17 protein-coding genes are annotated in these 19934 nt (G+C 62.9%); 13 read left to right on the forward strand and 4 right to left on the reverse strand.

The window, feature by feature from the left end; all coding sequences use genetic code 11:
* Positions 1-172 precede the first annotated feature (172 nt).
* From ectA to yidD, 10 genes are all read left to right on the forward strand, one after another.
* The gene (gene ectA / locus HHA01_RS07345; RefSeq protein ID WP_141319259.1) at positions 173-751 is read left to right on the forward strand and encodes a diaminobutyrate acetyltransferase; all 579 of its coding nucleotides are present in this window, start codon (positions 173-175) and stop codon (positions 749-751) included.
* Between the two features lie 82 nt (positions 752-833).
* A complete protein-coding gene (ectB, locus tag HHA01_RS07350; protein ID WP_141319261.1) occupies positions 834-2099 on the forward strand; it encodes a diaminobutyrate--2-oxoglutarate transaminase in 1266 nt (421 codons plus the stop codon).
* Between the two features lie 86 nt (positions 2100-2185).
* Positions 2186-2575 (forward strand): ectoine synthase, encoded by a 390-nt coding sequence (locus tag HHA01_RS07355; protein WP_141319263.1) that lies wholly within the window; start codon positions 2186-2188, stop codon positions 2573-2575.
* 85 nt (positions 2576-2660) lie between these two features.
* Positions 2661-3881, forward strand: coding sequence for a DNA glycosylase AlkZ-like family protein (locus HHA01_RS07360; RefSeq protein WP_141319265.1), 1221 nt, complete (start codon positions 2661-2663; stop codon positions 3879-3881).
* A gap of 357 nt (positions 3882-4238) precedes the next feature.
* Positions 4239-5087, forward strand: a complete 849-nt coding sequence (locus tag HHA01_RS07365) for an ATP-dependent zinc protease family protein (protein WP_141319267.1) — start codon at positions 4239-4241, stop codon at positions 5085-5087.
* Between the two features lie 44 nt (positions 5088-5131).
* Positions 5132-6643: an inactive transglutaminase family protein gene (locus HHA01_RS07370; protein WP_141319269.1), complete on the forward strand. Its 1512-nt coding sequence runs from the start codon at positions 5132-5134 to the stop codon at positions 6641-6643.
* A 4-nt stretch (positions 6644-6647) separates the two neighbouring features.
* Positions 6648-7625, forward strand: coding sequence for an alpha-L-glutamate ligase-like protein (locus HHA01_RS07375; protein WP_141319271.1), 978 nt, complete (start codon positions 6648-6650; stop codon positions 7623-7625).
* Between the two features lie 70 nt (positions 7626-7695).
* Entirely contained in the window at positions 7696-8148 is a 453-nt protein-coding gene (locus HHA01_RS07380) for a transcriptional repressor (protein ID WP_141319439.1), read from the forward strand.
* Positions 8149-8164: 16 nt separating this feature from the next.
* Positions 8165-8602: a phosphoribosyl-AMP cyclohydrolase gene (gene hisI / locus HHA01_RS07385; protein WP_141319273.1), complete on the forward strand. Its 438-nt coding sequence runs from the start codon at positions 8165-8167 to the stop codon at positions 8600-8602.
* Between the two features lie 16 nt (positions 8603-8618).
* Complete coding sequence (yidD, locus tag HHA01_RS07390) at positions 8619-8939, forward strand: membrane protein insertion efficiency factor YidD (protein WP_141319275.1); 321 nt, start codon at positions 8619-8621, stop codon at positions 8937-8939.
* 215 nt (positions 8940-9154) lie between these two features.
* Here yidD and HHA01_RS07395 read toward each other — a convergent pair whose 3' ends face one another.
* The 3 genes from HHA01_RS07395 to HHA01_RS07405 all read right to left on the reverse strand — a co-directional run bounded on the left by HHA01_RS07395 (position 9155) and on the right by HHA01_RS07405 (position 12470).
* Positions 9155-10708: a Fic family protein gene (locus HHA01_RS07395; RefSeq protein ID WP_141319276.1), complete on the reverse strand. Its 1554-nt coding sequence runs from the start codon at positions 10706-10708 to the stop codon at positions 9155-9157.
* Between the two features lie 89 nt (positions 10709-10797).
* The gene (locus HHA01_RS07400; protein ID WP_141319278.1) at positions 10798-11220 is read right to left on the reverse strand and encodes a SufE family protein; all 423 of its coding nucleotides are present in this window, start codon (positions 11218-11220) and stop codon (positions 10798-10800) included.
* Positions 11221-11249: 29 nt separating this feature from the next.
* The gene (locus HHA01_RS07405; RefSeq protein ID WP_141319280.1) at positions 11250-12470 is read right to left on the reverse strand and encodes a tyrosine-type recombinase/integrase; all 1221 of its coding nucleotides are present in this window, start codon (positions 12468-12470) and stop codon (positions 11250-11252) included.
* 346 nt (positions 12471-12816) lie between these two features.
* On the opposite strand from HHA01_RS07405, the gene HHA01_RS07410 reads away from it, so the two are divergent.
* Positions 12817-13863, forward strand: a complete 1047-nt coding sequence (locus HHA01_RS07410; protein WP_170214850.1) for a DNA-binding protein — start codon at positions 12817-12819, stop codon at positions 13861-13863.
* Positions 13864-13930: 67 nt separating this feature from the next.
* On the opposite strand, the gene nfuA is transcribed toward HHA01_RS07410, so the two are convergent.
* Entirely contained in the window at positions 13931-14518 is a 588-nt protein-coding gene (gene nfuA / locus HHA01_RS07415; protein WP_141319284.1) for a Fe-S biogenesis protein NfuA, read from the reverse strand.
* A 257-nt stretch (positions 14519-14775) separates the two neighbouring features.
* On the opposite strand from nfuA, the gene metH reads away from it, so the two are divergent.
* Complete coding sequence (gene metH / locus HHA01_RS07420) at positions 14776-18477, forward strand: methionine synthase (RefSeq protein WP_141319286.1); 3702 nt, start codon at positions 14776-14778, stop codon at positions 18475-18477.
* Positions 18477-19841, forward strand: coding sequence for an MATE family efflux transporter (locus HHA01_RS07425; RefSeq protein ID WP_141319287.1), 1365 nt, complete (start codon positions 18477-18479; stop codon positions 19839-19841). The genes metH and HHA01_RS07425 overlap by 1 nt, the downstream gene beginning before the upstream one ends.
* Positions 19842-19934 lie beyond the last annotated feature (93 nt).

The raw sequence follows: 19934 nt of genomic DNA on the forward strand, positions 1-19934 counted from the left end.
CGAACGCGGACGCTCGAGTCGCTATCCAGATCCCGAGGCCGGTTCAGGCGAGGGCGGCATGTAGATCATAATTCTGCATTATGGATATTCGGAAGCTGGATAAACCAGCTTTTGAAATAAGATGAAGCGGTTGTTATGATGGCTAACGAATTCGCTACAGCGAACCCTGAACATGAACGCACCTACAGAGCCGTTTACCCCCTCATCCGACCTGGCAAGGCCCAGCGTCTCGGATGCCGTGGTCGGCCATGAAGCCTCGCCACTCTTCATCCGCAAACCCAACCCGGATGATGGCTGGGGCATCTACGAGCTGGTCAAGTCCTGCCCGCCACTGGACGTCAATTCCGCCTATGCCTATCTGCTGCTGGCCACACAGTTCCGTGACAGCTGTGCGGTGGCCATGAATGAAGAGGGCACCATCGTCGGTTTCGTCTCCGGCTATGTAAAAAGCAATGCGCCGGATACCTATTTTCTCTGGCAGGTGGCCGTCGGCGAGAAGGCGCGGGGCACCGGAATGGCCCGCCGCCTGGCCGAGGCCATCCTGACACGCCCGGAGATGCGCGACGTCCACCATCTCGAGACCACCATCACGCCCGACAACCAGGCCTCCTGGGCGCTGTTCCGTCGACTGGCCGAACGCTGGCAGGCACCCCTGAACAGTCGCGAATACTTCTCTACCGATCAACTCGGCGGTGAGCATGACCCGGAAAACCTCGTTCGCATCGGCCCGTTCCAGACCGATCGGATCTGATCCGCAACGCCGCCTTGCCGGCCCGCTGCCGGCCGGCGACCCCGCTTCCCGATTCATTCAATTCATTGCAGAGGAGTTTCCCATGCAGACCCAGACCCTCGAGCGCATGGAGTCCGAGGTACGCACTTATTCCCGCTCTTTTCCGGTCGTCTTCACCCAGGCCCGGAATGCTCGCCTGACCGATGAAGAGGGCCGCGAATACATCGATTTTCTGGCCGGTGCCGGCACCCTCAACTATGGCCACAACAACCCGCATCTCAAGCAGGCGCTGCTGGACTACCTGGACAGCGACGGCATCGTGCATGGCCTGGATTTCTGGACTGCCGCCAAGCGGGATTACCTGGAAACGCTCGAGGAAGTGATCCTCAAGCCGCGCGGCCTGGAGTACAAGGTTCACCTGCCGGGGCCGACCGGCACCAACGCCGTCGAAGCCGCCATTCGCCTGGCCCGAGTAGCCAAGGGCCGTCACAACATCGTGACCTTCACCAATGGCTTCCACGGCGTGACCATGGGAGCACTGGCCACGACCGGCAATCGCAAGTTTCGCGAGGCCACGGGGGGCATTCCGACCCAGGGCGCCGCCTTCATGCCGTTCGACGGCTACATGGGCAACAGCGTCGATACCCTGGATTACTTCGAGAAGCTGTTGGGCGACCAGTCCGGCGGCCTGGACGTGCCCGCCGCAGTCATCGTCGAGACCGTGCAGGGCGAGGGCGGTATCAATGTGTCCGGGCTCGAATGGCTCAAGCGCCTCGAGAGCATCTGTCACGCCCACGATATCCTGTTGATCGTCGATGACATCCAGGCGGGTTGCGGGCGTACCGGCAAGTTCTTCAGTTTCGAGCATGCCGGCGTCACACCGGACATCGTGACCAACTCCAAGTCACTGTCCGGTTATGGCCTGCCATTCGCCCATGTTCTCATGCGGCCGGAACTCGACATATGGAAGCCCGGTCAGTACAACGGCACCTTCCGCGGCTTCAACCTGGCATTCGTTACCGCCACGGCGGCCATGCGCCAGTACTGGAGCGATGACAGCTTCGAGCGTGACGTTCAGCGCAAGGGTCGTATCGTCGAGGAGCGCTTTGCCAGGATCGCCAGCTGGCTGGCCGACAATGGCATCGAAGCCTCCGAGCGTGGCCGCGGCCTGATGCGCGGCATCGATGTCGGGGCCGGTGATATTGCCGACAGGATCACCCATCAGGCCTTCGAGAATGGTCTGATCATCGAAACCAGTGGTCAGGACGGGGAAGTCGTCAAGTGCCTGTGTCCGCTGACGATTCCGGATGAAGACCTGATCGAGGGGCTGGATATTCTCGAGTCCAGCACTCATCAGGCGTTCAGTTGATCGCCACGCAGCTGCCTTGATGGCATTCTATCCAGAGCCGGCCGTAGCTTGCGGCCGGCTCGTTCACGAATCACCGGAGAGTCGACATGATCGTTCGTAACCTCGAGCAGGCCCGTCAGACTGAGCGCCTCGTCACCGCCGAAAACGGCAACTGGGACAGCACCCGCTTGTCGCTGGCAGAAGACGGCGGCAACTGTTCCTTCCACATCACCCGCATTTTCGAGGGTACCGAGACCCATATCCACTACAAGCATCACTTCGAAGCCGTCTACTGCATCGAAGGCGAGGGCGAGGTGGAGACCCTGGCCGATGGCAAGATCTGGCCCATCAAGCCGGGTGACATCTACATCCTCGATCAGCACGACGAGCACCTGCTGCGAGCCACCAAGACCATGCACCTGGCCTGTGTCTTTACGCCGGGCCTGACCGGCAATGAGATTCATCGCGAGGACGGCTCCTACGCCCCCGCGGAGTGATCCGGCCGCTCCCGCCATCGTGTTGCGCCATCCGAGCCCCTGGCCATAAGGTCCGGGGCTCCGTTGCTTCAGCAGGAGGGGTTTCGTGGACCACAACCACCGCCTTTGCCTGACCCGTGCCGATGCCCGGCGTGTCTTGAGTCAGCTGCATGGCCAGCAGCAATCCCTCGACAGGGTCATCCAGCGCCTGGGTACCATTCAGTACGATCCCCTGGCGCCCGTGGGCACCAATCCGGACCTGGTATTGCAGTCACGGGTGCCCGAATATCGGCAGGGCGACTGGCAGTCGGCCGCCTACGAGCGTCGTCTGCTGGTGGATGGCTGGGACAAGCAGGCCAGCCTGATCGGTACACAGGACTGGTGGGCCCAGGCGCCATTTCATGAATGGTTCGCCGCGCGCTGGCGGCGGCGCGGCATCGATGTCGAGTCGCGAGAGGCCGGCGAACTCGTCGAACAGGTAGCACGCCAGGGGCCATCCACCAGTCTCGAGCTGGGGGATCAGCGTTCGGACCCGGCATTGCGTGGCCACTGGTACGGGCCCAGGCGCTCGCGACACCTGCTCAAGGCACTATGGGACACCGGCCGTCTCATGACCCATCATCGAGTCAAGGGGCGCCATGCCCATGATCTGCCGCAACGCGTCCTGCCGCAGCCATCCAGCCATCAGCCCGGCGACACCGATGATGCCCTGGAACGCCTGATTATCCGCCGCGTTCAGGCCGTCGGACTGCTGCGGCCGACCGCCGATGCGGCCGTATGGTTGCTGCCATGCACGCGGCGCGAACGTGACCGGATCGCCCGCCGGGCCATCGACAAGGGCCGGCTGATCGAAGTCGACATCGAGGGGCAAGCCTTCTGGGCCAGCCCGGCGTTGATCGCGAGTCTCGATGGCGCCGGCACGGCGCCGGATCCGCGGCTTCGCTTCATCGCGCCGCTCGATCCTTTGATGTGGGACCGCAAGGCAGTGTTCCGCTTGTTCGGTTTCGATTATGTCTGGGAGGTCTACAAGCCGGCAGCACAACGCCGCTGGGGCTATTACGTGCTGCCGGTGCTGTGGGGCGAGCGCTTCGTGGCCCGCTTCGACGCCGATTGTCGGCACGGCGTGCTCCAGCTACACGCCTGGCACTGGGAGGCGGACATTCGACCGGCGAGTTTGCCGTGTGGCCTGGCCGAAGCGCTGGAAACGACGGCACGACACTTCCTGGCGTACCTCGGGGCGCAGCGCGTGATCCTGCCGAGAGGCCTCGGACAGGCTGCCAGACGCGCCTGGCAGCGGGCCACGCGATATCCGGAATCGACGCGCTGATAAGTCCATGGACAGGCTACGCACAACGAGAAACGAGAAACGAGAAACGAGAAACGGGCAGAGTATAGACAGCAGCTCCGGGCTTCATGCACGGTCGATCAGGCTGGCTGGATCGACATTTGCAATTCTTTTCATTCCTTCATTTAACATAATATACATTCTACGAAATGATATTCAGCTCGACTGGCTTGTCGATTCCGTGTCTCCGCCATCGTGCATCATGAACGATACTGTAGTATCGACATCGGTTTCACGGCACATGCTGGAAACTCCGGCGTGGACACCACCTGATCGCCTCCTTATCATCCATGCAGCTTGAGCATTTTGTACTCCCTCAGTGCTAAGGACACCCTCGACATGCCGAAACGCCCGTCCCTGATGTTAACGCTACTCGGCGCTACGGCATTGCTTGGCGGCTGCGCCTGGCTGCCATCCCAGCAGGAGCCTGCGCCACCGCCCGTCACCTCGGCCGAGTTCCAGGTCGGTCTTCAGCAACTCGAAAGACGTGTCATGGCGCAGTGTGACGATCACGCCGAGCGCCTCGCGCAGCAACGCCAGGGACAACGCACGCTGACGGCGGATGTGCGTGAGGTCGGACGGCTGGTCCGCGACTTGAGCGCCGACATCGAACAACTCGCGCGTGACAGCCACCAGCAGGACACCACGCGTGTCATCACCGAATGCCGCACAACGGATGACCGCCTGGCCAACAAGGCACTGCTGGGCCGCGCCGAATGGGTCGGCTTGCCCAATATCGGTACCTTCCTTAAGGCACGGGTCGACTCAGGGACCGATACGTCCTCGCTGAGTGCCCGCGACATCACGCCTTTCGAACGCGATGGCGAAGACTGGGTCCGCTTCAAGCTCGGGATCACGAAAGACGATGCGGTAGCCAAAACCGCACGCGACGGCTGGCAGGAGGCACCCATCGAGCGGCGCGTGCGCGTCACCCAGGCTGCCGGTGAAGTGTCGCGTCCGGTCATCGAACTGTTGATGACGCTCGGGCCCATTCGCGAGCCCGTGCAATTCACCCTGACCGATCGCCGTGACCCGGAATATCCGGTGTTGCTGGGACGACGCTTCCTGATGGACATCGCCATCATCGATGTTGCCAAGGAATTCGTGCATGACAAGCCCGAGATGCCCGGCACCGCCGCTGAGTCCGCGGACAGCGAGGAAGACGCGACCAGCGACGCGTCGTCCTGATTCCCCGACGTCTGGCCTCCCCATGATTCTCCCAGGAAGTTGACATGTCCCGACTGCCCTTCTATTTGATTGTCGTGCTGCTGCTGGTAATCGGCATCGGCATGAGCCTTCACCGTCACGTCCAGTTCGAGGTGCCCTGGACGCCCGGCGAACAGCGGCAGGTCTGGGAAATCGAGGCACAGGTCAATTTCATTGCCGACGGAGGACCGGTCAAGGTGGAGATGGCATTGCCTTCCACTCAGCAAGGCTTCCGCCTGCAGGATGAGCACACCGCCTCGCCGGGCTATGGTCTTTCCTTCATCGAGGAGAACGGTACTCGACGAGCCCTCTGGACGAAGCGCGACGCCACGGGTAGCCAGCAGCTGTACTACAGCGCCCGCATGCAGGTCACGCCCCGCGCTCAGGCTGCCCCGGTGCCTCCCCCCTCACCCGACGACGACACCGTCTGGGAGCGCCCTTATGACACCGCGGCCAGCCAGGTCATCGAGCGCGCCTGGGCACGCAGTGCCGACGCCTTCACTTTCACCCGGGAATTGATACGCGACTTCAGCGATGAGCGTCAGGGAGAAAATGCGCGCCTGTTGTTGACCCAATTCGACCGTGTCCCTCTGTTGGTACGTCTGCTCAATCAGGCCGGAGTCGCGGCACGCGCCGTCAGCGGCCTGGAGCTCGAGCACGGGCGCCGCCGGCAGACCCTGACGCCGTGGATTCAGGTATATGACGGCGACGATTCGGCCATCTTCAACCCCCGGACCGGGACAAAGGGGCGGCCGGACAATCTGTTGCTCTGGGAACGTGCCGGGCAATCGGTGCTCGAGGTTCAGGGCGGCACCAACTCCGGCGTCACCTTCTCCATGCTCTCACGCACCCAGCCCGCCGAAGCCCTGGTACGTGAGCGGGTTACCGAATCGTCGGGCACCCTGCTCAACTTCTCCATTCACAGCCTGCCGCTGGAGGAACAGGCGCTCTTCCAGACTATTCTGCTGATCCCCATCGGCGCCCTGGTGGTGGTATTGCTGCGGGTCCTGGTCGGCATCAAGACCTCCGGCACCTTCATGCCGGTGCTGATCGCCCTGGCCTTCATCCAGACCACCCTGGCGACCGGCCTGATCGGCTTTTTGCTGGTCGTTGCGGTAGGACTGGTGATCCGCAACTATCTGTCGTACCTCAACCTGCTGCTGGTGGCCCGGGTCACGGCGGTGATCATAACGGTGATCGCGATCATTTCGCTGTTCTCGGTGCTTTCCTACCGGATGGGCCTAAATGCCGGCCTGACCATCACTTTCTTTCCGATGATCATCCTGTCCTGGACCATCGAGCGCATGTCGATCCTGTGGGAGGAAGAAGGCCCCAAGGAAGTCCTGATCCAGGGTGGCGGCAGCCTGGTGACCGCCGTACTCGCCTACCTGGCGATGAACAACCCATGGATTCGCCATATCACTTTCAACTTCCTTGGTGTGCAGTTGATCCTGATGGCACTGATCCTCATGCTCGGCAATTACACGGGCTATCGTCTGCTCGAATTGCGTCGCTTCAAGCCGGTCACGGAGGATTGACGCGATGAACTGGACGACCCCCGGCAAGCTGCGCGCCAAGGGCATCATTGGCATGAATCGGCGCAATATCCACTATATTGGCCGCTACAATGACCGACGGCTCTACCCACTGGTCGACGACAAGTTGCAGACCAAGCTGCTGGCCCAGCGTTACAACATCACTACCCCGGCCTTGATCGGCACCGTCTCGACCCAGTTCGGCGTCAAGCACATGCGCCGTATCCTCGACGGCCACAGTGGCTTCGTCATCAAGCCGGCCAAGGGCAGTGGCGGCAAGGGCATTCTGGTGATCGAATGCATCGAGGGGGGACACTATATCAAGCCCAGTGGCACGCACCTGACGCTGCCCGACGTCGAACGCCATGTCTCCAACATCCTGTCGGGACTGTATTCCCTCGGCGGCTCGCCGGATGTGGCACTGGTCGAGGGCTTGATCGATTTCGACGAGTCCTTCAGCGCCTACACCCATGAGGGCGTACCCGACATTCGTGTCATCGTCTTCAAGGGCTACCCCGTGATGGCCATGATGCGGCTTTCCACGGCGGCCTCGGACGGCAAGGCCAACCTGCATCAGGGCGCCGTCGGCGTGGGCATCGACATTGCCTCGGGGCAGGCCATTCGCGGCGTCCAGTTCGATCGAGCGCGCCACGATCATCCGGATACCGGTCATGAGCTCGCCAGTCTGCATATCGACAACTGGCGGACCCTGCTGGAATTGGCGGCCAGCTGCTACGAAATGACCGCGCTGGGCTATCTGGGTACCGACATGGTGCTCGACCGCCAGCATGGCCCCATGCTGCTGGAGCTCAATGCTCGTCCTGGCCTGGCCATCCAGATGGCCAATGGCGAGGGGCTGCGCAATCGCCTCGACCTCATCGAGCAACAGGCCAACGGCGCTGCCCCGGCGCAACGTGTCGATTTCGCCCAGCATCACTTCGCCCGCCGCAGCGAACTCGTGAGCACCGGGGAGGCCACGGCTTGAGGCCGCGCCTGGCAGTGCGGGCACGCGACGCGTAGAATGAGTCCTTTACTCCAGAGAGCGCATGGCTAGCATGACCGATTCCCGAGCCCTGATGGATCAGGCCGAGCGCCAGTGTCGCCAGCGCGGCGTACGCTTCACGCCGATTCGCCAACGCGTGCTGCAGATGATCGCCGACACCCGTGGGGGCCTGAAGGCTTATGACCTGCTCGACCGTTTGACCACCGAACACGCTGCGGCCCGCCCGCCGACCGTCTATCGCGCCCTGGAATTCCTGATCGACCAGGGGCTGGTACATCGCATCGAATCGCTGAATGCCTATGTCGCCTGCCCCTGCCCGGAACATGCCCATGGCTTTCAGTTATTGATCTGCCGCGACTGCGGCCGTGTCGAGGAACTCCACCTCGACACCATCAATGAGCAGCTCGGCCGCCGAGCCCATGAGCTGGGGTTCACGGTCCAGCGCCAGACCATCGAGCTGCTGGGCCGCTGCGATAGCTGTCACCAGCAGGCCCAGACCTCCTGACCGTCACGGAGTCCTCATGTCAGACGTGTTCAAGGCGCTGGAAGGCGCCACTGCCGACAGTACTCGGCCGCTGACCGATATCCTCGCCGCCGCGCGTTTCAACGACGCCGGCCTGATGCCTGCCATTGCCCAGCAGCACGACAGCGGCGAGGTCCTGATGATGGCCTGGATGAATCGTCGGGCACTCGAGGAGACTCTGAGCACCGGGCGTGTCTGCTACTGGTCGCGTTCCCGGGACCGCCTGTGGCGCAAGGGGGAATCCTCCGGCCAGCAACAGCATCTGGTCAGCGCGGCGTTCGATTGCGATGGCGACACCCTGCTGCTGCAGGTCGACCAGACCGGGCCCGCCTGCCATACCGGGCGGCGCAGCTGCTTCTACGTCGCGCTGGAAGGCGAGCAGGCCAGGATCGCCTCGGCGCCACTGCTCGACCCGGATAGCCTCTACTCGCGATGAGCCTGCTGGCTGCCTTATGACCGCCCTGCTCTCCGGCATCAGCCGCCTGTGCCGATATCTGCTGACTCTGACGCTCGTCGCCCTGGTCAGGCTCTATCAGTGCTGCCTGAGCCCCCTTCTGGGGCCGAGATGCCGTTACTGGCCGAGCTGCTCGCAATATACACTGGAGGCCCTGCGGGTACAGGGGCCGTTCAAGGGCGGCTGGCTGGCCACCAAACGCATCCTGCGCTGCCATCCCGGCGCGTCCGGCGGCATCGACCCGGTGCCCGGCGGCCCCAGCGAACAGCTGTGCAAGGAAGACCCCGAACTGGATGACGACTTCCGGTGTCGCCATTAAGGAAACACTGCTTAAATGCTTACGCATGCAAATCGATGCGCTATAGCCGCCATTCTTGGCGGCTACCCTGCGGGCCCGTCTAAAGACGGTTCAAATTCGCTCCTGGCGAATTTGTGCGCGGTGCTGGTGCGCTAGCCCGGTCGAAAGCTCGCCTAACTAATTGTCATGTCTCGCTTTCTTCGCTCCGTGCACTGATGTCTGGACATCAGGGTTAACTAAATATTGCCCTTCAGGTCATGAAACCCGTTTTCGACTTCCTGCACCAAGCGTTCCGCCAGTTCCTCGTCCTGAATCACGGGAAACTCCTTGATCAGCTTGCCACTGATGCCACCGCTCTGTCGTACCGAGCGAATGATTCGGTCGATATGCTCATCGGGACCTTCCAGCCAATCCTTGATGGCCAGCCGGGTCCGATACCAGGCACGCTGGAAAGCCGCCTGTTCATGCATCTCATACTCCAGCGTATGCTGGACCACTTCCTGAAGATACTCGACTTGCCGGGTCAGGTCAGGATACCTCCATGTTGGAGCTGCTTGATCATACGCAGAAAATTGGAAATCGGACGCAATGCCATCAGCGTAGCGGTGACGCTTTTCCGAGAAGCTCACCGCTTCAGTGAAAACTTGCATCAGGGGTTTGGAGTAGCATTCAAGAATACGGTCATACTCGGCTCGCCGAATCGCTGTCGACGTGATGGTCGCCGATACGGGGAGGATAAATGGCTCGGGGATCTGGCCGTCCCTACGCAGCACGTCATTGACCAGAAAGCGCGATACTCGTCCATTGCCATCGGCGAGAGGATGCAGAAAGACAAAGCCAAAGCTGGCGACAGCCGCCCGAATCAGCGAGGATTCCTTCTCGGTAGCTGCGAGGAAATGGCGTAGTCCATCGAGCATCCCGGCGAGCCATTGCCAGTGCGGGCAGACATAGTGAACCACCGAGCCGTGCTGAAGCGAATTGCTCCCAACGAAAACCGGCGATTGCCGCAAGCCTGGTTGTATCGTGGAAAGCCCGAGGATGGCACGCTGGAGTTCGGAAAGCGCATGTGAATCCAGAGAGTCATCCAGATTGCCGCAATAGTGCTCCATGGCTTGCGCAAAACGCTGAATCCGGTCCCGGCGCTGCCCTTCATGTTCGATCACGAAGCTTGCCCGACTTTCCTTGATAGTCAGCCAGACCGCACTCCTGAGCAAAATATCAGCACCGAATTCGCCTTCCATGGTGTCGAGTTCAGCGCTGATATCAAAATGCCGGAATGCCTCGACAATTTCGGTTTTGCGCACCAACGGGCAATACTCCGGTGTTCCCGGTAAATTGTCATTGATGCGCCATCGCCTGTTTCGAACCGGGTGGCTCCTTGTCACATAGTAGCGAGCATCAAGGGCATCACGGTAATTGCCGCCGACTTCAGCGATATCCAGCTCACGACGAGTCAACCACTCATAGAAGAACCCCGCTCGACGGGCATATTGCCCGGTCGGTTCGCGGTGCACCCACGCCGTCAACTCCTGTTCGGACATGACGCCAAACAGACGGGCCAGGAACTCCAGGTGCAGCCCTTCATGTTTCATGGCAAAGGCGAGATGGGCTGTCGGCGTATCGGCAGGACGCATGGCCTCCAGATACGTTTCCTGGCGTCCACTCTCATGCTCGTGGGTATGCCGCGTGCGCCCGATACAGCTCACCACATGAAATGGCTGAACCACTCGTATGTTGAAGTATCGGGCAAGCCAGCCATAGCCGATTACATCCTGCTCTTGAGCCGTCAAAATGATTATCTCACCGATAAAATGATTACATCTTCCAGCATTGATTCAAAAATGATTATGGCAGGATGCCGGGCTGGCGGCTAGCCGACTCAGGCGGCTTCCTGTTCGGCGACACGATAGATGCGTTCGAGCATGGAATGTAGGCCATTGCTGCGGGTCGGTGACAGGTGCTTGTCCAGGCCCAGGTCCGTCAGGAAATGCGGACTGGTGTCACGAATGTCCTGCGGGCGCCGATCATTGTAGATACGCATCAGCACCGCAATCAGACCGGAGACGATGGCCGCATCGGAAATGGCCTGGAAATGCAGGCTGTCGCCATCGCGCTGATGGTGCATCCAGACATTCGACTGGCAGCCCTGGATCTTGCGCTCCTCGGTCTTCCACTCGTCGGGAAAGGTCGGCAACTGCTTGCCCAGGTCGATGATGTACTGGTAGCGATCCATCCAGTTATCGAACATGTCGAATTCCTCGACGAGTTCCTGTTGAGCCTGCTCGGCGTTCATGGTCGTCATGCAAGTCTCCTCGATTCGGTTGACGTCCATTATAACGCTTGCGTCCCGCCGTCGTCCGCCCCCGATGCGGGCAGACCATGGCCGGACTGCTGACGATGCCACTCTTCGGCCTCGGCATGCAGGTAGCGGGCCGTGGTGTCGAGTCGTGAATGGCGGGCCGTCTCGGCCAGATAGCGCAGCTCGATGCCCGCTTGCGCCTGGTGGGTCAGCGCCGTATGGCGCAGCCAGTGCGGCGTGGCGCGACGCAGCTGCTGTGCCTCATGCTGGGCCTCGCCATCCGCCGACAGTCCGCGGGCATCCGCCGCCCGGGCGAAGGTGGCACGCATCAGTCGATAGACCTGGTTCTCCCCCAGGCCACGCCGACCATTCAGACCACGCAGCACCGGCATCTCCTCGTCCGCCGCCGGTCGTGGCGGCAGGCCCAGCCCCTGTCGCCAGTCGGCCAGCAGCTGCAGCATGTCCGGCGGCACGGGGATGCTCGCCAGCTTGCCGCCCTTCCCCGTCACCTGCCACCACCAGCGCCCCTCGCGGCGCTTGAAATCATTCATGCGCGCCGCTGCCATCTCGCCGATACGCGGCGCGAGCAGATAGGCAAAGCCGAACAACAAGCGCTGACGACGCCACTCGAACTGCCGGCGTCGGGACGCATCCTCCTCCGGCGGCCGATTCAGCCACTGCCATAGCCACTGCCACAGGGGCCGCTCCAGATAGCGCTCGACACTCGACTGGCGATTGTCCAGGCGGCGACGCTTGTCGCGCATCAGCCGAAAGGGGTTGTGCTCCAGCCAGGCCGCCTCGACCAGCCAGGCAAACAGCCCCTGGAGGATCACCAGGCTCTGGCGACGACTGGAGGGCGACAAGGGACCGCGAAAGGGACGCCAAGCGGGGTCGTGGCGGGGCCTGGTCGGCCCGACCCAGCGCTCCCGGGGTCGCGGATCGGCCAGAAAAGCCTCGAAGTCATCCAGGTCGCGACGTTGCAGGTCCTGAAGTGACCGCCCTGCTTCGCGCAGCCACAGCAGCAGCCGCTCGGCCTCGCGCCGATAGGCACGCCGGGTATTGGGGCTGGCGCGGTACTCGGCCAGCCAGCAGGCCACCGCCTCGGTATCGCTGGAAGCCTGGATGCGCCCGGATGACGACACAGGCAGCGCCGGGCTATCCGCGGACGCATACAGCAGTCTACCGACCTCTTCGGCGACCGGTCTGGCCGCCGCATCGGACGCTGAATTAACAGGCAGCGAGTCGTCTTCCATGGGGCATTCCTGTGAGTGGTCGCGATCCTGGGTGATGCCCGTGCCTTTCGGCGCTGCGGGCACTGCCCTGCCCTTGCCTCGGTCCGGTTGGCACATCGGCTCGCCCAGTGTGGCGCTACACGGACAATAATTCAAGATAAGACGCGTAATCTTGAATTTATCGACAATAGTGTAAATATATTTACGTAATACACCATTATGTAAAACTCTTTATTTCAGCACCGGAACGCGCTATCCTGCGCGCTGCCAGGCAGCATCGGACACACGCCAAACAGGCCGGCACACACCAGCCATGGCCTGCTTCGGCTACCAGGGAAAACAACACGGGCCTTCACGAGGAGATCACATGGCACGCAGCGGTGTGCGATACGAGGATGTACAACGCGCCATCGACGCCCTGATGGCACGCGGGGAAGCCCCCAGCGTGCACAAGATTCGTGAAGCCCTGGGCACAGGCAGCTTCACGACCATCAGCGAACACTTGCGCGAATGGCGCCGGCTGCGCGAGGAAAACCGCGATGTTCCGCCTCCTCAGGGCATGCCCACCGAGCTTCAGGCACTGGCCGAAGCGCTGTGGAGCCAGGCCCAGGAAGCCGCCAATGACGCCCTGGTGCATTATCGCCAGGAAGCCGATACCCGCGTGGAAGAGGCCCATCAGCAGGTTGCCGGGGCCGAGCGCCGTGCCGAGGACGCCGAACAGCGAGAAGCCGCCCTGTCCTCGCGCCTGACGGAACTCGATCAGCGTCTCGATGAGCGGACCCGTGAACAGGCGCAACTACAGGCCGAACACGATGCCCTGCAGGAGCGGCTGACCCGCGCGCAACAAGAGGTCGAGACCCTCCAGTCGCGATTGGAGGCCGCCAGACAGGAAGCCCGTGAGCAGGAGCAGGCCCACCAGCAGGCACTGGAAGCGCTGCAAACGAGCCTCGAGCAACGCCTGCAGCAGGAAGAGGAGCGCAATGAAAGCGCCGAGGCTCGCCTCATGGGCCTGCTGGATGAGGCCCGACAGGAGCGCCAGGCGGCCGAGAAGGCCCATGCCGGACGCGAACAGCGGCTCGAGCGTCAGCTGGAAGATGTCCGGGCACAGCACAAGGCCCGCGAACAGGAGCTGTCCGAGGCCCAGCAGGCGCGACACGAGGCCGAACGGGCCCAAGTCACGGCACAGGAAAGAGAAACTGAGCTGCAGCGGCAGAATGAAGAACTGGCCGGGCGTATTACCGAACGCGATCGCCAGCTGGCCGAGCAGGCCGAACACTGGCAACAACGCGAGCAGCAGATGGAGGAGCGGCTATGGGCTTCGCTGGAAGCCTTGCGCAGCGAGTGGCGGGATGCGCGGGAGCGAGCCGAGGATACAACGGACTCACCTGCTCCGGAACGCGAGGACCCCGCCTGAACGGGACCGGCTCGCGCGAGCGGATGGATGCCTGCCGCGGCCACCCGGCCACGGCAGGCACCGGGTCTCAATAGTAGGCGTTGGTGGTATCCGTGTGGTCGGTGATGTCCCGGATGCCGCTGAGCTCTGGAATACGTTCCTTCAGGGTCTTCTCGACGCCATCCTTGAGCGTGATGTCCACGGCAGCACAGCCCTGGCACCCGCCGCCGAAGGACAGCACGGCGACCTGCTCCTCGGTCAGCTGCACCAGGCGGACCTCACCGCCATGCGCCGCCAGACCGGGATTGATCTCGCTGTGCAGGACATAATTGACCTGATCCTCGAGCGGGCTGTCGGCATTGACCTTCGGCATCTTGGCATTGGGCGCCTTGATCGTCAGCTGGCCGCCCATGCGGTCGGCGTTGAAGTCGACCACGGCCTCTTCGAGGAAGGGCACGCTGTTGCTGTCGAGATAGACGGCAATCTTCTCGAGTTCGAGCCGCTCATCGCTGGGCTCTTCCTCGCCGGGCCGGCAATAGGCCAGGCAGGTCTCGGCGTAGGGCGTACCCGGTTGGGTGATGAAAATACGCACAGCGATACCTTCGACGTTCTGCTTGGCCAGCAGCTCGGCAAGGTAATCCTGGGCACTGTCGGTGATCTGGATGCTGTCACTCATGATGCTCTCACTGGTCTGGCCCCGACCCGGGACGAAGTGGACGGATGCGAGTCAGGATATCGGTGTTTTCCCTCATGGTAAGCGAGCCTTGCCGCCAAGACAATCCCGAGTGTTTTGGTGGGTCTTTCCCACCCTGCCGCTGACGCCCGGCATTTGCTACCATGTTGCACCATCCGGCTCCCCGCACAGGGCGAATGCCGCATGACACAGCCCATAACAACGCTCGATTCACGACCTCCCGGAGATCTTCCCGACTCATGGCCGACGTTTCCGTATCCTCGCTTGCGACGCTTACCGATAGCCTCTCCAGCCGCATCCTGATGCTGGATGGCGGCATGGGCACCATGCTGCAGAATGCCGGCCTCAGCGAAGCGGAATTTCGCGGCGAGCGCTTCAGCGACTGGCCAACCGACCTCAAGGGCAACAACGACCTGCTCGGCCTGACCTGCCCGGACCTGGTCACGCGCATCCATCGGGAATACCTGGAAGCCGGCGCCGACATTGTCGAGACCAACACCTTCAACAGCACGCGCCTGTCCCAAGCCGACTACGGCATGCAGGAACTGGTACCCGAGCTCAACCGGGAATCCGCCCGCCTCGCCCGCCAGATCTGCGACAGCGTGGCGCGAGAAACCGGCGTGCCACGCTATGTGGCCGGCGTGCTGGGCCCGACTTCGCGCACCGCCTCACTGTCGCCGGATGTCAACGACCCGGCCATGCGCAACGTCACCTTCGATGAGCTGCGCGACAACTACCGCGAGGCCGCCGCAGCGCTGGTCGAAGGCGGCAGCGACCTGATCCTGATCGAGACCATCTTCGACACCTTGAACGCCAAGGCCGCCATCTTCGCCCTGGAGGAACTCTTCAAGGCGCGCGGCGAGCGCGTGCCGGTGATGATTTCCGGCACCATCACCGATGCCTCCGGCCGCACCCTGTCCGGCCAGACCACCGAGGCCTTCTGGAATTCGGTGCGCCATGCCAGGCCCCTGTCGATCGGTCTCAACTGCGCGCTGGGCGCCGCCGAGCTGCGTCCCTATGTCGAGGAGCTGGCGCACAAGGCCGATACCTTCGTGACCGCCCACCCCAATGCCGGGCTGCCCAACGAGTTCGGGGAATACGATCAGACCCCGGACGAGATGGCGGCGATCGTGGCCGAGTTCGCCACCAGCGGGCTGGTCAACATCATCGGCGGCTGCTGTGGCTCCACTCCAGAACACATCGCCGCCATTCACCGCGCCATCCAGGGCGTCGAGCCGCGCCGGATTCCCCAGCGCGACCGGGCGTGTCGCCTGTCGGGCCTGGAGCCCTTCAACATCCAGCACGACTCGCTGTTCGTCAATGTCGGCGAGCGCACCAATGTCACCGGCTCGGCGCGTTTCAAGCGCCTGATCAAGGAAGAAGACTTCACCACCGCCCTGGAAGTCGCCCTCGAGCAAGTCGAAAACGGCGCTCAGGTGATCGACATCAACATGGACGAAGGCATGCTGGAGTCCGAGGAAGCCATGGTGCGCTTTCTCAACCTGATTGCCGGCGAGCCCGACATCGCCCGGGTGCCCATCATGGTCGACTCCTCCAAGTGGGAGATCATCGAAGCGGGCCTGAAGTGCATCCAGGGCAAGGCCGTGGTCAACTCCATTTCCCTGAAGGAAGGCGAGGATGCCTTCCGCGAGCAGGCCACCAGGTGCCGTCGCTATGGCGCCGCCCTGGTCATCATGGCCTTCGACGAACAGGGCCAGGCCGATACCTTCGCGCGCAAGACCGAAATTTCTCAGCGCGCCTATCGCCTGCTGGTCGACGAAATCGGCTATCCGGCCGAAGATATCATCTTCGACCCCAACATCTTCGCCATCGCCACCGGCATCGAGGAACACGACAATTACGCCGTCGACTTCATCGAGGCCACGCGCTGGATCCGTGAGCACCTGCCGCATGCCATGGTCTCCGGCGGCGTGTCCAACGTGTCCTTTTCGTTTCGCGGCAACAACGCCGTGCGCGAGGCGATCCACTCGGTGTTTCTCTATCATGCCATCCGTGCCGGCCTGAGCATAGGCATCGTCAATGCCGGCCAGCTGGCCGTCTACGATGACCTGCCCGATGAGCTTCGCGAAGGCGTCGAGGATGTCGTGCTCAATCGTCGCCGCGATGCCACCGAACGGCTGCTGGAACTGGCCGACCGATACAAGGATGACGGCAGCGGTGCCACCCAGAAGGAAGACGCGGAGTGGCGCAGCTGGGAAGTCGAGAAGCGCATCGAGCATGCCCTGGTCAAGGGCATTACCGCCTACATCGAGGATGATACCGAGCTCGCTCGCCAGCGGGCGCAGCGCCCGATCGAGGTCATCGAGGGCCCGCTGATGGATGGCATGAACGTGGTCGGCGACCTGTTCGGCGACGGCAAGATGTTCCTGCCCCAGGTGGTCAAGTCGGCACGTGTCATGAAGCAGGCCGTGGCCTACCTGATTCCCTATATCGAAGCCGAGAAGAGTGAAGACACCCAGGCCAAGGGCAAGATCGTCATGGCCACCGTCAAGGGCGATGTCCACGATATCGGCAAGAACATCGTCGGTGTGGTCCTGCAATGCAACAACTACGAGGTCATCGACCTCGGCGTGATGGTGCCGGCCGAGAAGATCCTGCAGACCGCGCGCGAGGAGAATGCCGACATCATCGGGCTGTCCGGCCTGATCACGCCCTCCCTGGACGAGATGGTGCATGTCGCCAAGGAAATGCAGCGCCAGGACTTCGACATCCCCCTGCTGATCGGTGGCGCCACCACGTCCAAGGCTCATACCGCGGTCAAGATCGAGCCGGGTTACGAGCACCCGGTGATCTATGTCACCGATGCCTCACGCGCCGTGGGGGTCGCCGGCAAGCTGCTGACTCCGGGGCTCAAGGCGGATTACATCAGTGACATCCGCGACGAGTACGAAAAGGTGCGAGAGCGCAACGCCAAGCGCCGCCCCAAGGCCGCCGAAATCAGCTACGCTCAGGCCCGCCAGCACAAGCCGGACTTCGACTGGCAGGCGTATACACCGCCGCGCCCGGCCCACTCCGGCCTGCAGACCTTTGCCGACCAGCCTTTGGCGCCACTGATCGAGCGCATCGACTGGACGCCCTTCTTCATGAGCTGGCAGCTGGCCGGCAAGTACCCGCGAATTCTCGAGGACGACAAGGTCGGCGAAGCGGCCCGCAACCTCTTCGATGATGCCCAGGCCATGCTGCGGCACCTGGTCGACGAGCGGCTGATCCAGGCCCGCGGGGTGATCGGCATGTGGCCGGCCAACAGCGTGGATGACGATACCATCGAGGTCTACGCCGACGAGTCACGGACCCGGGTGGTCGAGCGGCTGCAGCATATTCGTCAGCAGACCACCAAGAATCGCGAAGGCGTCTGCTACAGTCTGGCCGATTTCATCGCGCCCAAGAGCACGGGACAGCCGGACTGGATCGGCGGCTTTGCGGTGACCGCCGGCCACGGTGTGGAAGCGCTGGCCGAGCGTTACAAGGCCGCCGGCGACGACTATAACGCCATCATGGTCCAGGCCCTGGCCGACCGCCTGGCCGAAGCCTTCGCCGAGTACATGCACGAGCGCGTGCGCACCGAGTACTGGGGCTACGCGCCCGACGAGGCACTGGACAACGAGGCCCTGATCGCCGAGCAGTATCGCGGCATTCGTCCTGCTCCCGGCTACCCGGCCTGTCCGGATCATACCGAAAAGGCCGCCCTCTTCCGCCTGCTCGAGGCCGAGCAGCACACCGGGCTCTCCTTGACCGAGAGCTTCGCCATGTGGCCCGCGGCGGCCGTCTCCGGGTGGTATTTCGCGCATCCGCAGTCGAAGTACTTCTCCACCGGCCGCATCACACGCGACCAGGTCGAATCCCTGGCCGAGCGCAAGGGCATGACGCTGGGCGAGCTGGAACGCTGGCTGATGCCGGTGCTCTCCTACGACCCCAGTTGATGGCCGGGAGTGCCACCAGACGTGATACGCCCCGCCTGCTGCCCGAAGGCAAGCGGCGGCGTACCATCCTGCGCATCGCCCTGCCGATCATTGGCGGCATGCTCAGCCAGAGCCTGCTGAATCTGATCGATGCCGCCATGGTCGGCATGCTCGGCGCGGTCCCGCTGGCCGGCGTGGGCATCGGCGGCTATGCCATTTTTCTGGTCACGGCCGTGGTCTTCGGCCTGTCATCCGGTGTGCAGGCTCAGACGGCCCGGCGGCATGGCGAGCAGGCCTGGGGCGATCGCGGACAGGCCCTGAATGCCGGGCTGCTGATAGCCCTGGCGATCACCCTGCCCTTGACCCTGCTGTGTCTGTGGCAAGCGTCCCCCCTGCTGGCAATGATCAACCAGGATCCGGCGGTGCAGGCCGATGCCGTGGCCTACTTCCGCTGGCGAGTGGTGTCGCTGGCGCCCGTGGCCTTGATCTTCTGCTTTCGCGGCTTCTGGAACGGCATTCAGCGCACCGGCCTGTATCTGCGCATCATGCTGGTGATGCATGTGATCAATATCGTGACCAGTGCCGGCTTGATCTTCGGCCTGTTCGGACTGCCCGCCATGGGGGCGTCCGGTGCCGGTGCCGGTACCACCCTGTCGCTGTTCGCGGGACTGGCCCTCTGGGCCGCCTACAGCCTGCGCCATGCCACCGCGAGCGGTTTTCTGGGCGGCTGGCCCCCGCTCGGCACCCTGACGACCACGCTGAGGCTCGCCGTGCCGCATTCCTTCCAGCAGATCTGGTTCGCGGCGGGCTATGCGGCGCTGTTCTGGATCCTCGGACAGATCGGTACCGCCAGCGTGGCGGTCGGCCATGTGCTGGTCAATCTGTCCTTGATGCTGATACTGCCCGGCGTCGGGCTCGGCATGGCCGCCATGAGCCTGGTCGGCCAGTCACTCGGTCGCCAGGATCATCGGGACGCCACGCGCTGGGGCTGGGACGTGGTGCGCGTGGCCATTGTCTGTCTGCTCGTCCTCGGGGGGCCGCTGGTGGTGTTTCCCGAGCGCGTGCTGGGCTGGTTCCTGCATGACTCCGCCCTGATCGCCATGGGGCATCTGCCGCTGCAGTTGACGGCCCTGATGATCGTCATGGATGCCGCGGCCCTGGTGCTGGCCCAGGCGCTGCTGGGCGCCGGTGCCAATCGCACCGTCATGCTGACCACCCTGGGGCTGCAGTGGCTTCTCTTCCTGCCGCTGGCATGGTGGGTCGGTGTCCAGCAGGAATTCGGCCTCATCGGCATCTGGTGGCTACAATTGGCCTATCGTGGCCTCCACTCCCTGTGGTTTGCCATCATCTGGCAACGCCAGCGCTGGACGACGGTGGTGGTATGAGGGACAACGTCGACCGCCGATGACGGCGCCACCCGGCCATGGCCGGGCAGACACTCTCATTCCATTTCGAATATGAAATATGCACATTTATTC

Origin of the sequence: Halomonas halmophila (genome assembly GCF_006540005.1) — a bacterium.
Lineage (GTDB): Bacteria > Pseudomonadota > Gammaproteobacteria > Pseudomonadales > Halomonadaceae > Halomonas > Halomonas halmophila.